This is a genomic window from Cupriavidus sp. NPDC089707 (assembly GCF_044748965.1).
Lineage (GTDB): Bacteria > Pseudomonadota > Gammaproteobacteria > Burkholderiales > Burkholderiaceae > Cupriavidus.
This window is the reverse complement of record NZ_JBIVHB010000006.1, coordinates 89,508-103,191: the sequence shown is the minus strand read 5'-3', so window position 1 is coordinate 103,191 and position 13,684 is coordinate 89,508. Positions and strand designations below refer to the sequence as shown.

Here is a 13,684-nt window from a genome sequence, read left to right as displayed (position 1 = left end):
GATGAGCGGTCGGTTCAGCGGCCGCGTACCAGCTGCCACGCGCGGCCGATGTAGCCGACCGAGGCAAAGCCGCTCCACACATGCACCAGCCGCGTGAACGGGAAGATCGCGAACAGCGTGATACCCATGAACAGGTGCGCCTTGAACAGCAGCGGGGCGTCGGCGATATAGCTGGCGGCATCGCCGCGCAGCGTGACGAGGTGCTGGGCCCAGGTCATCAGCTGCACCATCATGTGGCCGTCCATGTGGCTGGCCGATTCAAAGATGGTGGACAGGCCCAGTAGCAGCGTCACCAGCAGCCACAGCAGCAGCACCTTGTCGCCGGTGCGGGTCACCGCGGACACGCGGGCGTTGGTCAGGCGGCGGTGCAGCAGGATCAGCAGGCCGGCCAGGCACATGGTGCCCATCACGCCGCCGGCGGCCATCGCCACGCCTTGCTTGAAGCCGTGCGAGACGCCCAGCGCGTCCCATACCGCCACCGGCGTCAGCAGGCCGAGCAGGTGGCCGAAGAACAGGCCCAGGATGCCGATGTGGAACAGGATGTTGCCCATGCGCAGGTTGCCGCGGTAGAGCACCTGCGAGCTGTCGGTCTTCCAGGTGTACTGCTCGCGCTCGAAGCGGGCCAGGCTGCCGAACAGGAAGATGGCAAGCGCGATGTACGGGTAGATGCCGAAGAGAAATTGGTGGAGGGTTGCCATGGTGTTAGCTCGTTGAGAGGATTGGGCTGCCTTGGCGGCCGTCTATGCCAGCTGTGTTCCCTCTCCCCTCAGGGGAGAGGGCAGGGGGAGGGGTGGTTTAGGCGCTGGTGCTTCGTGGAAGCTCCGGCCCTCTCCCCCGCCCCTCTCCCGCGAGCGGGAGAGGGGAGAACACAGTCGGTCGGCGAAGGCATGTCAGCATGTCGCCGGCACCGGCGCCGTGCCGCGCGGGTAGAATTTCACCGCCTGCGGCCCGGACTGTGGCGCCAGCAGCGGCTCCACGCCATCGGCGCCCGGACCGAAGGTCTCCAGCGCCTCATCCATGTCTCGCACCGGCGGCTCCTGCTGCGGTTGCGGCTGCACGTCGGTCAGTGTGCGCAGCACCGCGAACACGCCGGCGTACGGACTCTGGTTGCGCGCGAGCCGGTCGCCGATCGCGGCCAGTACGTGGATCGCCTCGCCCAGCAACTGCTCGGCGCGCGCTTCCTTGCCATCGGCGCTCAGCGCACCGAGGAACTCCAGGAACAGCGGCACGTAATCCGGCAACTCCGACGCGGCCGGCTCGAAGCCGTCGCGCCGGTATTCGTCGATCAGGTCGACCATCGCCTGGCCGCGATCGCGGCTTTCGCCGTGCACGTGCTCGAACAGGTGCAGCGAGTGCGACGGGTTGCGGTCGAAGGTGGCCACATAGTTTTCCTGCAACGTGATCAGCGTCTCGCCGCGCAGCATGCCGGTCACCGGCGCCAGCATGTCGCGCGCCTGCGGCCATTCGGCCAGGGCGGCGTCGATCTCGGGCAGTGCGTCGAGCAGGTCCTGCTCGGGATAGCCGAGCAGCGCGCTGAGGATGGGATAGAGGGGCATGTTCTTCTCCGGTTGGTTCGCGAGCGCTCAGCTCATCACGGCCTTCTTGCGCGACCTGGGCATGTCGGCGAAATGCACGCTGCCCTGCGGCTTCTTGCCGAACAGCGCGCCATTCGAGGCGCCGCCCGAGCAGCCGTTGCCGAAGGTGAAGCCGCAGCTGGCCTTGTCATTGAAGCTGTCCTCGACCATTTCCTTGTGCGAGGACGGGATCACGAAACGGTCCTCGTAGTTGGCGATGGCCATGGTCTTGTACATGTCCTCGACCTGCGCGGGCGTCAGCCCCACTTGCCTGAGCACGTCCAGGTCCTGCACGCCGTCGACCACCTGCGAGCGCTTGTAGGCGCGCATCGCCAGCATGCGGTCCAGCGCCGACAGCACCGGCATCACGTCGCCCGCGGTCAGCAGGTTGGCCAAGTACTTGACCGGGATGCGCAGGCTCTTGACGTCGGGGATGATGCCGTTCATGCCCATGTGGCCCGCTTCGGCCGCCGACTGGATCGGCGACAGCGGGGGGATGTACCAGACCATCGGCAGCGTGCGGTACTCCGGATGCAGCGGGAAGGCGATCTTCCATTCGCACGCCATCTTGTAGACCGGCGACTTGCGCGCGGCATCGAGCCAGCTTTGCGGGATGCCCTGGCGCAGCGCTTCGGCCTGCACCGCCGGGTCGTGCGGATCGAGAAAGACGTCGAGCTGCGACTGGTACAGGTCGCGCTCATCGGCCACCGACGCGGCCTGCTCGATGCGGTCGGCGTCGTACAGCATCACGCCCAGGTAGCGGATGCGGCCGACGCAGGTCTCGGAGCAGACCGTAGGCTGGCCGGCCTCGATGCGCGGATAGCAGAACAGGCATTTCTCGGCCTTGCCGCTCTGCCAGTTGAAATAGATCTTCTTGTACGGGCAGCCCGAGATGCACATGCGCCAGCCGCGGCACTTGTCCTGGTCGACCAGCACGATGCCGTCGTCCTCGCGCTTGTAGATCGAGCCGGAGGGGCACGAGGCCACGCAGGCCGGGTTCAGGCAGTGCTCGCACAGGCGCGGCAGGTACATCATGAAGGTGTTCTCGAAGGTCGAGTACATCTCCTTCTGCACGTCGTCGAAGAGCTTGTCGCGGCCGCGCGAGCTGAATTCGCCGCCGAGGTCGTCTTCCCAGTTCGGGCCCCACTCGATCTTTTCCATCTTGCGGCCGGTCAGCACGGACACCGGGCGCGCGGTGGGCGGGGTCTGCGACAGCGGCGCCTTCTGCAGGTGCTCGTAGTCGTAGGTGAAGGGCTCGTAGTACTCGTCGATCTGCGGCAGGTTGGGGTTGGCGAACAGGTTCGCCAGGATCTTCAGCTTGCCGCCCTGGCGCGGCTCCAGCGTGCCGTCGGCGTTGCGCTTCCAGCCGCCTTGCCACTTGTCCTGGTTCTCCCATTCCTTGGGATAGCCGATGCCGGGCTTGGTCTCGACGTTGTTGAACCACGCGTACTCGACGCCGTCGCGGCTGGTCCAGACGTTCTTGCAGGTCACGGAGCAGGTATGGCAGCCGATGCACTTGTCGAGGTTCAGCACCATGGCCACCTGGGCACGGATCTTCATTGCGAGGCTCCTTCGTTCTCAATCAACTTCGCAGTCTTTTCCACGAGCGGCCCTTCCAGCCAGTCGACCTTCTTCATCTTGCGCAGGATCACGAACTCGTCGCGGTTGCTGCCCACGGTGCCGTAGTAGTTGAAGCCGTAGGCCAGCTGCGCGTAGCCGCCGATCATGTGCGTGGGCTTGGTCACGGCGCGCGTGACCGAGTTATGGATGCCGCCGCGCATGCCGCTGGTCTCGGCGCCAGGCACGTTCACGATCTTTTCCTGGGCGTGGTACATCAAACACATGCCCTTGGGCACGCGCTGCGACACCACCACGCGCGCGGTCAGCGTCCCGTTGACGTTGAACACTTCGACCCAGTCGTTGTCGCGGATGCCGTTGGCCTGGGCCTCGGCTTCGGAGATCCACACGTGGGGGCCGCCGCGCGACAGCGTCAGCATGCGCAGGTTGTCCGAGTAGGTGGAGTGGATGCCCCACTTCTGGTGCGGCGTGATCCAGTTCAGCACCAGTTCCGGGTTGCCGTTGGGCTTCTTGCCCAGCATCGGCGCCACGGTCTTGGTGTCGATGGCCGGCTTGTACACGCAGGCGCCTTCGCCGAAGTCCAGCATCCAGCGGTGGTCCTGGTAGAACTGCTGGCGGCCGGTCAGCGTGCGCCAGGGGATCAGCTCGTGCACGTTGGTGTAGCCGGCGTTGTAGCTGACCTCTTCCGACTCCAGCCCCGACCACGTCGGCGCGGAGATGATCTTGCGCGGCTGTGCCTGCACGTCGCGGAAGCGGATCTTGTCGTGCTCGCGCCCTTCGGCCAGGTGGGTGTGGTCGCGGCCGGTGATCTTCGACAGCGCTTCCCACGCCTTGACGGCAACGTGGCCGTTGGTTTCGGGCGCGAAGGTCAGGATCATCTCGGCGGCGTCGATTGCTGTTTCCAGCTTCGGGCGGCCCTGGCTGACGCCCGGTTCCGTCACCGTGTGGCTCAGCTCGCCGATTTCCTTCACCTCATGCTGGGTGTTCCAGTTGATGCCCTTGCCGCCGTTGCCGAGCTTGTCCAGCATCGGGCCGATCGAGGTGAATTTCTTGTAGATGTCCGCGTAGTTGCGCTCGACCACTGTCATCGACGGCGCGGTCTTGCCGGGAATCAGGTCGCACTCGCCGGCCTTCCAGTCCTTCGGCTCGAACGGCTGGCCCAGCTCGCCCGGGGTGTCGTGCAGCAGCGGCGTGCAGACGAGATCCTTGCGCGTCCCCAGGTACGGGCCGGCGATCTCGCTGAATTTCTTCGCGATGGCCTTGTAGATCTCCCAGTCGGTCTTGCTCTCCCACAACGGCTGCACGGCTTCGGACAGCGGGTGGATAAAGGGGTGCATGTCGGACGTGTTGAGGTCGTCCTTCTCGTACCAGGTTGCCGTCGGCAGCACGATGTCGCCATACAGGCAGGTGGTGCTCATGCGGAAGTCCAGCACGGTCAGCAGGTCGAGCTTGCCTTCGGCGGCCGGGCGCACGTTGACTTCGCTCGGCGTGATGGCGTCGGCCTCGTCGCCGAACACGGCATTTTGCGTGCCGAGCAGGTACTTCAGGAAATACTCATGTCCCTTGCCCGAGCTGCCCAGGATATTGGAGCGCCACACGAACATGTTGCGCGGGAAGTTGGCGGGATTGTCAGGATCGTCGCAGGCAAACTGCAGCGCGCCCGACTTCAGTTGTTCGACGGTGTAGGCCACCGGGTCCTTGCCGGCTTGCTCGGCTGCGTCGACCACGTCGAGCGGATTGGTGCCAAGCTGCGGCGCCGACGGCAGCCAGCCCATGCGCTCGGACCTGGCGTTCAGGTCCAGCAGCGACAGGCCGTCATAGCGCTTGCGGTCGGCGGTCGGCGACAGGATCTCGTCGACGGCCAGCTTCTCGTGGCGCCACTGGCTGGTGTGGTTGTAGAAGAACGAGGTGCCGTTCATCTGGCGCGGCGGCCGCGACCAGTCCAGGCCGAACGCCAGCGGGGCCCAGCCGAACTGCGGGCGCAACTTTTCCTGTCCGACATAGTGGGCCCAGCCGCCGCCGCTCTTGCCGATGCAGCCGCACATCATCAGCAGGTTGACGATGCCCCGGTAGATCATGTCATTGTGGTACCAGTGGTTCAGCGCGGCACCGACGATCACCATGCTCTTGCCTTGCGTGCGGTCGGCGTTGTCGGCGAACTCGCGCGCCACCTGGGTCACCAGGCGGGCCGGGACGGAGGTGTGCTTTTCCTGCCAGGCGGGGGTGTAGGGCACGTCGTCCTCATACGACGATGCCACGTTGGGGCCGCCCAGGCCCTGGTCGACACCGTAGTTGGCCATCTGCAGGTCGTACACGGTGGCGACCAGCGCGGTGGTGCCATCGGCCAGGGTGATGCGACGCGCCGGCACGCGGCGGCGCAGCAGTTCGTCGTGTTCGCCGCCGAAGTAGGGGAAGCCCACTTCCACCACTTCGTCGCCGTTTCCGACCAGCGACAGGCGCGGCTCCACCGGGCGGCCGCTGCCGCCGTCCTTCATTTCCAGGTTCCAGCGTCCCACCTTCTCGCCGCCGTTGTGCGCGCCTTCCCCCCAGCGGAAGCCGATCGAGCCGTTGGGTGCGACGATCTCGCCGGTGGCGTCGTCGATTTGCAGCGTCTTCCACTCGGGATGATTGGCTTCGCCGAGGTTGTCGGCCAGGTGCGAGGCGCGCAGGAAGTGGTCGGGCACCAGCGTATCGCCGTTGTCCTGGTTCTGGCGCAGCAGCACCAGCATCGGCATGTCGGTGTACTGCTTGATGTAATCGCGGAAGTAGGCGGACTTGCCGCTGGCGTGGAATTCCTTCAGCACCACGTGGCCCATGGCCATCGCCAGCGCGGCATCGGTGCCTTGCTTGGGCGCCAGCCAGATATCGCCGAACTTGACCATCTCGCCGAAGTCGGACGAGACGGCGACGGTCTTGGTGCCCTTGTAGCGGACTTCGGTGTAGAAGTGCGCATCGGGCGTGCGCGTCTGCGGCACGTTGGAGCCCCACACCATCAGGTAGGTCGAGTTGTACCAGTCGGCCGATTCGGGCACGTCGGTCTGTTCGCCCCAGATCTGCGGGCTGGCCGGCGGCAGGTCGCAGTACCAGTCGTAGAACGACAGGCAGGCGCCCCCGAGCAGGCTCAGGTAGCGCGCGCCGGCGGCATACGAGACCATCGACATCGCCGGGATCGGCGAGAAGCCGATCACGCGGTCCGGGCCGAACTTCTTCACGGTGAAGGCGTTGGCCGCGGCGATCATCTCGGTGGCGGTGTTCCAGTCGGCGCGCACGAAGCCGCCCTGGCCGCGCACGCTCTTGTAGCGCGCCGCCTTCTTCGGATCCTGGCTGATCGATTCCCAGGCGGCGATCGGGTCCATGGTCTTGCGAGCCTCGCGCCACATCTCCATCAGGCGGCCGCGGATCATCGGGTACTTGACGCGCTGCGCCGAGTAGACGTACCAGCTGTACGAGGCGCCGCGCGGGCAGCCGCGGGGCTCGTGGTTGGGCAGGTCCGGGCGCGTGCGCGGGTAGTCGGTCTGCTGCGTTTCCCAGGTGATCAGGCCGTTCTTGACATAGACCTTCCAGGAGCAGGAGCCGGTGCAGTTCACGCCGTGGGTGGAGCGCACGATCTTGTCGTGCTGCCAGCGGCTGCGGTAGCCGTCTTCCCACTTGCGGTCTTCATTCACCACCGCGCCGTGGCCGTCCGCATAGGTGGACTTGACGCGCGACATGAACTTCAGTCGATCCAGGAAATGACTCATTTGCTTGTTCTCCGCGAGGCTTTTCTGCGGGGCTCCGGCTGTTGCGGGAGCGTTTGCAGGGACACCTTGAGCTTATGGGGGAGCGGGGCGGCCGCCAATTCGCTGGTGGAACAGCCGCCGCATGGCGATCGGGGGAGGTGCCGGGCGCGGGACTAGTTCCGAAGAACTAGTCCGGCCGGCAAGGCGGTCAGCAGGGCATGGGCGCGTTGCGGCGCGCGTAGTACCACCACGTCACCAGCACGCAGCTGACATAGAAGGCGATGAAGCAGTACAGCGCGGTATCCGGTGCGCCGGTCAGCTCCAGCGAGGTGCCGAAGCTCTTGGGGATGAAGAAGCCGCCGTACGCGCCGATCGCGCCGGAGAAGCCCAGTACCGCGGCGGATTCCTTGCCGGCTTCGTGCAGCGCCTGGCGTTGCGCGGCGTCGCCCTTGCCCTTCGCGGCGCGCTGGCGCTCGGTCAGGAAGATCACGGGGATCATGCGGAAGGTCGAGCCGTTGCCGATGCCGGTCAGCGCGAACAGCGCGATGAAGGCCGCGAGGAAGTTGGTGAAGTTGCCGCCGGCGCCGTCATGCGGCAGCGCTGCCAGCACGGCGAACACCGCCGCGATCATGCCGATGAAGGTCCACAGCGTGACGCGCGCACCGCCAAGCTTGTCGGAGATCCAGCCGCCCACGGGACGCGTCAGCGCGCCGACCAGGGGCCCCAGGAAGGCATAGGCGGTGGGGTTGACGCCCGGGAACTGCGACTTGGTCAGCAGCGCCAGCCCGGCCGAGAAGCCGATGAACGAGCCGAAGGTGCCCACGTACAGCCAGCACATCAGCCAGTTGTGCTTGCGCTTGAAGATCACGGCCTGTTCGGCAAACGATGCCCTGGCGTCGGCGATGTCATGCATGCCGAACCACGCGGCCAGTGCCGACACCACGATGAACGGCACCCAGATAAAGCCCGCGTTCTGCAACCACAGGTTCTGCGTGGCGCCGTTGGCCTGGTATTGCTGCGGCTCGCCACCGAGCGCGCCGAACACCGCCAGCGACACCACCAGCGGCGTGACGAACTGCACCACCGAGACGCCCAGGTTGCCGATGCCGGCATTCAGCCCGGTCGCCAGGCCCTTCTTCGCCTTGGGGAAGAAGAAGCTGATGTTGGCCATCGACGAGCTGAAGTTGGCGCCGCCCAGCCCGCACAGCAGCGCCAGCGCCAGCAGCGTGGGGTAGCCCGTGGACGGGTCGCGCAGTGCAAAGCCCATGCCCAGCGCCGGGATCAGCAGCAGCGCGGTGGAGATCGCGGTGAAGCGGCGCCCGCCGAACACCGGCACCAGGAAGGAATAGAAGATGCGCAGCGTGGCGCCCGACAGCGCCGGCAGCGCGGTCAGCCAGAACAGCTGGTTCTTGGTGAACTGGAAGCCGGCGCGGTCGAGGTTGACCGCGACCACGCTCCACAGCATCCAGACCACGAACGCCAGCATCAGCGCCGGGATCGAGATCCACAGGTTGCGATAGGCGATGCGCTCGCCCTCGCTTTGCCAGAACGCCGCGTTCTCGGGCTCCCAGCGGGTGAGTACGGATGAGGTCATGATTGGTATGCCTTGGTGGAAAGAGCGCGGAGGCGCGCCTGGAAGGTGAGAGATCAGGCTGCCTGCGTGAGCCCGACGGCCTGTGCCTTGCGCTGGCGTTCAGCGCGGTGGCTGTAGTGCATCCACACCAGGCTCACGCATACCGTGCCGTACATCAGCATGAAGCAGCTGCTGCGCACGCCGGTCAGGTCGGCCAGCATGCCGAACAGGATCGGCAGGATGAAGCCGCCCAGGCCGCCGGCGAGGCCGACCACGCCGGAGACGGCGCCGATGTTGTGCGAGAAGTCGTTGGAGATGAACTTGAAGACCGACGCCTTGCCGATGGCAAAGGCGATGCCGACCACAAACAGGAGGATGGTGAACACCGTGGGCGTCAGCGCGATGCGGAATGCCTGCGGGCCGCCGGTGGTCTGGATGACGAAGTCGGTCTGCGGGTAGCTGAGCAGGAAGAAGCCGACCCAGCTCACCCACATCACCCACCAGGTGGTGCGGTGCGCGCCGTAGCGGTCGGAGATCCAGCCGCCGATGGCGCGCAGCACGCCGCCAGGCAGCGAGAAGCAGGCCGCCAGGAAGGCGGCGGTCTTGATGTCGAAACCGTATTCGCCGATGTAGTACTTGGTCATCCACAGCGACAGGCCGACATAGCCGCCAAACACCACCGAGTAGTACTGCGAATAGCGCCACACGCGCGGGTCGCGCATCACTGCCAGCTGTTCGCGCCAACCCACGCTGGACTTGACCATGTGCGCCGGGTTGCTGCGCGAGAACACCCAGAACAGCAGCGCGGTGACGAGCATCGCCACCGAATACACGCGCGGCACCACGGTCCAAGTGCCCGCCGCCAGGATCATCGCCGGCGCGACGAACTTGGTCAGCGCCGCGCCTGAGTTGCCGGCGCCGAAGATGCCCATCGCCAGGCCCTGGCGCGAGCGCGGGAACCAGCGCGCCACGTAGGGCGTGCCGACCGAGAACGAGCCGCCCGCCAGGCCGACGAACAGGCCCAGCACCAGCAGTTGCCACAGGCTGTGCGCGTAGGAGATCAGCCAGATCGGGATCACCGTGGCCAGCATCAGTACGAAGAAGACGATGCGGCCGCCGAAGCGGTCGGTCCAGATGCCCAGCGGCACGCGGATCAGCGAGCCGCTCAGCACCGGCGTGGCGGCGAGCAGGCCGAATTCCGTGTCGTTGAGGCCGAGTTCCTGCTTGAGCGGGATGCCCAGGACGGCGAACAGCATCCAGACGGCAAAGCAGATGGTGAAGGCGAAAGTACTGGACGCCAGCGTGATTGCCGCGCCGGCCGGAACGGGTTCCGTCGCGCGTGTTTGGGTGGCCATGGCCATGCTCCTGTGTCAACTTTGGCGGGGGTGATGCCAGAGTAGGGGCGGCCACTGGTGCTGCCTATTCGCCGGCAGCACAGCGCGCCACATGGAGCGATCTGTCGTTGGAGGTAGTTCTACCGGCGGAGGTTGGCGGCGCGGCGCTGGTGCTATCGTGATTGCGGCACGCATGGCACCCGTTTGCGTGCTTGCGGCCCGCCTGCGCCAGATCAAGAATCCAGGCACAGGCCGCGTCGATTCTGCCCGCTACACAGTCCCGCTACACAGACCTTTTTCGCCCGCCATGGAAACCATCCCCATCCTTCCCGCCCGGCCGCCGTCCGGCAAGACGCCTGACGGGCCGCCGCCGCGCGGATTCGCGCTGTTCGCGCTGGGGTTCCGGCCGTTCTATCTGGGCGGGGCGGTGTTCGCCGCGCTGGCGGTCGCGGCATGGTCGGCAATGCTCGCGGGGATGCAGTCGGTCGGGCCGGCGCCGGTGCTGCCCGCGATGTTCTGGCACGCGCACGAGATGGTGTTCGGCTTTGCCGCGGCGATCGTGGTGGGCTTCCTGTTCACGGCGGGGCGTGCCTGGACCGGCCAGCCCACGCCGACCGGCGCGGCGCTGGCCGTGCTGTTCCTGCTGTGGCTGGCGGGACGCGTGGGCATGTGGGTGGCGCCGGGCACCATTGCCTTCGCCGTCGAAGGCGCATTCCTGCCGCTGGCGGCGCTGGCCTTCACCCGCACGCTGGCCAGGGCGGGCAACCGGCGCAACTACCCGCTCGCGCTGGCGCTGTGGCTGCTCGCCATGGCCAATATCGCCGCCCTGTCGCTGCAGGCCGGCGGACATGATGCCGCGGCGCTGCGGGCCTGCCACGCCGGCGTGGCGCTGGTGACGCTGTTCGTGGTGGTGATCGGCGGCCGCGTGATCCCGATGTTCACCACCAACGCGATTCCCGGTTTTCGCCTGCGCCAGGTCAAGCAGGTCGATCGCATGGTGATCCCGGCAACGGTGCTGGGGCTTGCGTCGGCATTGCTGCCCATGCCGGGATGGCTGACCGCGGCGCTGTCCCTGCTCGCCGCCGGCGTGCTGGCGGTGCGCGTGGCGGGATGGCGCGGCTATGCGGTTGGCAACCGGCCGTTGCTGTGGGTGCTGCACCTCGCCTATGCGTGGCTGCCGGTGGCGTTGCTGCTGCAGGCACTGGGTGCGCTGGGCCTGGTGATGGCCGGGCTGGCGACTCATGCGTTCACGGTGGGCGCGCTCGGCGTGGCCATCATCGCCATGATCACGCGCACCGCGCTGGGCCATACCGGCCGCATGCTGGTGGCCGGCCGCGCGGAAACGGTGGCGTACTGGCTGATTGCCATGGCCGCGGTCTTGCGCGTGTTCGGTCCGATGGCGTGGCCCGCCGGCTACCTGCACTGGATCTGGGGCGCCGGGGTGTGCTGGGTGGCGGGGTTTGGCCTCTATGCACTGACCTATGCGCCGCCGCTTGCGCGCCCACGGGTAGACGGCAAGCCGGGTTGAGCTACCGGGCTGAGGGAGCGAGTCGAGCGGGTCAGGGGCAAGCTTGCGCCACCGGTGCGACGGCACCGCGGCCCTGCTCGAGCCTGACGCTGAGCCAGGCCACCGCCAGCGCTGCCAGCGGCGCCAGTGCCGCGATCCACGGCAAGGCTGTCAGCCCGGGACCGTGGTCGGTCACCATGCCACCCATCCACGCACCAATCCCGTTGCCGAGGTTGAACGCCGCGATATTGAAGCTCGATGCCAGGTTCTCGCCAGCGCCACTGGCATGCCGCAGCACGCGCAACTGCAGCGGCGACACGGTGGAGAATGCGGCAATGCCCAGGATGCCGACGAACGCCACCACCATCACCTGGTTGTGGATGGCCAGCGTCATTGCCGCCAGCACCAGTGTCAGCGTGGCGAGCGAGCCGAGCAATGCGCGCGCCGGCGCGCGGTCGGCGAGGCGGCCGCCGAGGATATTGCCGATGATCATGCCGCCGCCGAACAGCAGCAGGATCGGCGACACTGCCCCCTCGCCAAAGTCCGAGACGCGTGTCAGCAACGGTTGCACGTAGGTAATCACGGCAAAGGTGCCCATCGACTGCAGCACCGTCATCAGCAGGCCCAGCAGCACCTGCGGGCGCACGACGGTGGCCAGTTCGTCGCGCAGCGCCACCGGGGCGCGCTGGTCGCGGCTCCTCTGCACCAGCAGCGCGATGACTGCCAGCGACACCAGGCCGATCAGCGTCATCGCCCAGAACGTTGCGCGCCAGCCCAGGTGCAGGCCGAGCCAGGCACCGGCGGGCATGCCCAGCAGCGTGGCCAGCGTCAGGCCGGAAAACATCACCGAGATCGCCGAGGCACGCCGGTGGGGCGGCACCAGTCCGGTCGCCACCACTGCACCCACGCCGAAGAACGTGCCGTGGGTCAGCGAGGTCAGCACGCGCGCAACCATCAGCGTGGTGTAGTCGGGCGCCAGCGCGCAGGCGGCGTTGCCGACGGTGTAGATCACCATCAGCGCCAGCAGCACGGCCTTGCGCGGCATGCGCCGGGTCAGCAGCGTCAGCACCGGCGCGCCGGCGAACACGCCGAGCGCGTAGCCGGACACCAGCATGCCGGCCGCGGCGATGGTCACCTGCAGGTCGGCGGCAACCTGCAGCAGCAGGCCCATGATGACGAATTCGGCACAGCCGATGCCGAAGGAGCCGGCGGTCAGCGCATAGAGAGCCAAGGGCAGGCCGTCGCTCGCGGTGGCAGCGCGGGCAGGGGCAGGAGCAGGAGCGGAAAAGGGGGCGGACATGGTTGGAAGGTCGGGAAAGACGGTGGTGAGGGCGTGGTGAGTGGCGGTGGTGAGCGGATAGGGCGGGAAGGCTGCAGTCTGCGCCTTCCCGCCTTTTGCAAAAACCGGCATGATCCATAATCAGTTTCAATGGAATCTTGATAATCATGGATCGCATCGGGGATATTGGCTTGTTCCTGCGCGTACTCGACCTGGGTTCGATCAGCGCCGCGGCGCGCAGCCTGGGCTTGTCGGTGGCCGTCGCCAGCCAGCGCCTCCAGCGGCTGGAGCGCGACCTCGGCGTGCGCCTGCTGCACCGGACCACGCGGCGGCTGCATGCCACGCCCGAGGGCGCGGTGCTGGCCGAGCAGGGGCGTGCGCTGGTCGACGACCTGGAAGCGCTGGGGGCGTCGCTGCGACAGGCCAGCACCGGGATCTCAGGCACGTTGCGGGTGACCACGTCGTCATCGTTCGGCCGGCTCTATGTGTCGCCGCTGCTGCCGCGGTTCCTGGAGCAGCATCCCGGGCTATCGGTCAGCGTGAACCTGACCGACAACGTGCTCGACCTCGTCAGCGCCGGCTTCGACCTGGCCATCCGCATCGGGGCGCTCGACGATTCCACGCTGGTGGCGCGCCGCCTCGCCATCAACCGGCGCGTGCTGTGCGCCGCGCCGGATTACCTGCGCCGGCGCGGCACGCCGCGCACGCCGCATGACCTGGTACGGCACGATTGCCTGGTGCTGGTGGGCAGCCAGGGCCGCCAGGACGTCTGGACACTTGGCGATGGCCAGGGCGGGGAAATCGCGGTGCGGGTGCGTGGTCGCATCGAGGCCAATACCGGCGAACTGCTGTCGGATGCGGCGCTGGCCGGCTTCGGCATCGCGCTGCATTCGACCTGGCATGTCGGCGGCGACCTGCGCGCCGGCAGGCTGGTGCAGGTGCTGCCCGACTTCCCGATTGCTGACACCGGCATCTACGCGGTGATGCCGCAACGGCGGCTGGTGCCGCCGCGGGTGCGCGCCTTTGCCGATTACCTGGCGCAAGAGTACGGCGAGAATCCGCCTTGGGACGCGCCGGCCGGCGCATGAAGCCGGCCGGGGAAGGTGAATCGGGCCGTCTG

At 67.2% G+C, this 13,684-nt stretch carries 9 protein-coding genes; 2 read left to right on the top strand and 7 right to left on the bottom strand.

Annotated features, from left to right (window positions below; genetic code table 11):
- Positions 1-14 precede the first annotated feature (14 nt).
- The 6 genes from narI to ACIP1U_RS12145 form a co-directional block, all read right to left on the bottom strand.
- Positions 15-698 (bottom strand): respiratory nitrate reductase subunit gamma, encoded by a 684-nt coding sequence (gene narI / locus ACIP1U_RS12170; protein ID WP_400314970.1) that lies wholly within the window; start codon positions 696-698, stop codon positions 15-17.
- A 192-nt stretch (positions 699-890) separates the two neighbouring features.
- On the bottom strand, positions 891-1,556 hold the full coding sequence (gene narJ, locus ACIP1U_RS12165; protein ID WP_400314969.1) for a nitrate reductase molybdenum cofactor assembly chaperone: 666 nt from the start codon (positions 1,554-1,556) through the stop codon (positions 891-893).
- Between the two features lie 27 nt (positions 1,557-1,583).
- Positions 1,584-3,134, bottom strand: a complete 1,551-nt coding sequence (narH, locus tag ACIP1U_RS12160) for a nitrate reductase subunit beta (RefSeq protein ID WP_400314967.1) — start codon at positions 3,132-3,134, stop codon at positions 1,584-1,586.
- A complete protein-coding gene (locus ACIP1U_RS12155; protein WP_400314965.1) occupies positions 3,131-6,892 on the bottom strand; it encodes a nitrate reductase subunit alpha in 3,762 nt (1,253 codons plus the stop codon). Before ACIP1U_RS12155 ends, narH begins: the two co-directional genes overlap by 4 nt.
- A 187-nt stretch (positions 6,893-7,079) precedes the next feature.
- Positions 7,080-8,465 (bottom strand): NarK family nitrate/nitrite MFS transporter, encoded by a 1,386-nt coding sequence (locus ACIP1U_RS12150; protein WP_400314964.1) that lies wholly within the window; start codon positions 8,463-8,465, stop codon positions 7,080-7,082.
- A gap of 53 nt (positions 8,466-8,518) precedes the next feature.
- The gene (locus tag ACIP1U_RS12145) at positions 8,519-9,799 is read right to left on the bottom strand and encodes a nitrate/nitrite transporter (RefSeq protein WP_400314963.1); all 1,281 of its coding nucleotides are present in this window, start codon (positions 9,797-9,799) and stop codon (positions 8,519-8,521) included.
- Positions 9,800-10,085: 286 nt separating this feature from the next.
- Between ACIP1U_RS12145 and ACIP1U_RS12140 the strand changes: the two genes are divergently transcribed.
- The gene (locus ACIP1U_RS12140; RefSeq protein WP_400314962.1) at positions 10,086-11,306 is read left to right on the top strand and encodes an NnrS family protein; all 1,221 of its coding nucleotides are present in this window, start codon (positions 10,086-10,088) and stop codon (positions 11,304-11,306) included.
- A gap of 31 nt (positions 11,307-11,337) precedes the next feature.
- Here the strand turns inward: ACIP1U_RS12140 and ACIP1U_RS12135 are convergent, their stop codons facing one another.
- On the bottom strand, positions 11,338-12,585 hold the full coding sequence (locus tag ACIP1U_RS12135; RefSeq protein ID WP_400314961.1) for an MFS transporter: 1,248 nt from the start codon (positions 12,583-12,585) through the stop codon (positions 11,338-11,340).
- Positions 12,586-12,731: 146 nt separating this feature from the next.
- On the opposite strand from ACIP1U_RS12135, the gene ACIP1U_RS12130 reads away from it, so the two are divergent.
- Positions 12,732-13,652 carry a LysR family transcriptional regulator gene (locus tag ACIP1U_RS12130; protein ID WP_400314960.1) on the top strand — a complete coding sequence of 307 codons (921 nt, stop codon included), beginning with the start codon at positions 12,732-12,734 and terminating at the stop codon, positions 13,650-13,652.
- Positions 13,653-13,684: the final 32 nt, after the last annotated feature.

Bases quoted from the DNA above. Each gene is read 5' to 3' on its own strand.
- narI (WP_400314970.1), bottom strand. From the start codon at position 698: ATGGCAACCCTCCACCAATTTCTCTTCGGCATCTACCCGTACATCGCG.
- narJ (WP_400314969.1), bottom strand. From the start codon at position 1,556: ATGCCCCTCTATCCCATCCTCAGCGCGCTGCTCGGCTATCCCGAGCAG.
- narH (WP_400314967.1), bottom strand. From the start codon at position 3,134: ATGAAGATCCGTGCCCAGGTGGCCATGGTGCTGAACCTCGACAAGTGC.
- ACIP1U_RS12155 (WP_400314965.1), bottom strand. From the start codon at position 6,892: ATGAGTCATTTCCTGGATCGACTGAAGTTCATGTCGCGCGTCAAGTCC.
- ACIP1U_RS12150 (WP_400314964.1), bottom strand. From the start codon at position 8,465: ATGACCTCATCCGTACTCACCCGCTGGGAGCCCGAGAACGCGGCGTTC.
- ACIP1U_RS12145 (WP_400314963.1), bottom strand. From the start codon at position 9,799: ATGGCCACCCAAACACGCGCGACGGAACCCGTTCCGGCCGGCGCGGCA.
- ACIP1U_RS12140 (WP_400314962.1), top strand. From the start codon at position 10,086: ATGGAAACCATCCCCATCCTTCCCGCCCGGCCGCCGTCCGGCAAGACG.
- ACIP1U_RS12135 (WP_400314961.1), bottom strand. From the start codon at position 12,585: ATGTCCGCCCCCTTTTCCGCTCCTGCTCCTGCCCCTGCCCGCGCTGCC.
- ACIP1U_RS12130 (WP_400314960.1), top strand. From the start codon at position 12,732: ATGGATCGCATCGGGGATATTGGCTTGTTCCTGCGCGTACTCGACCTG.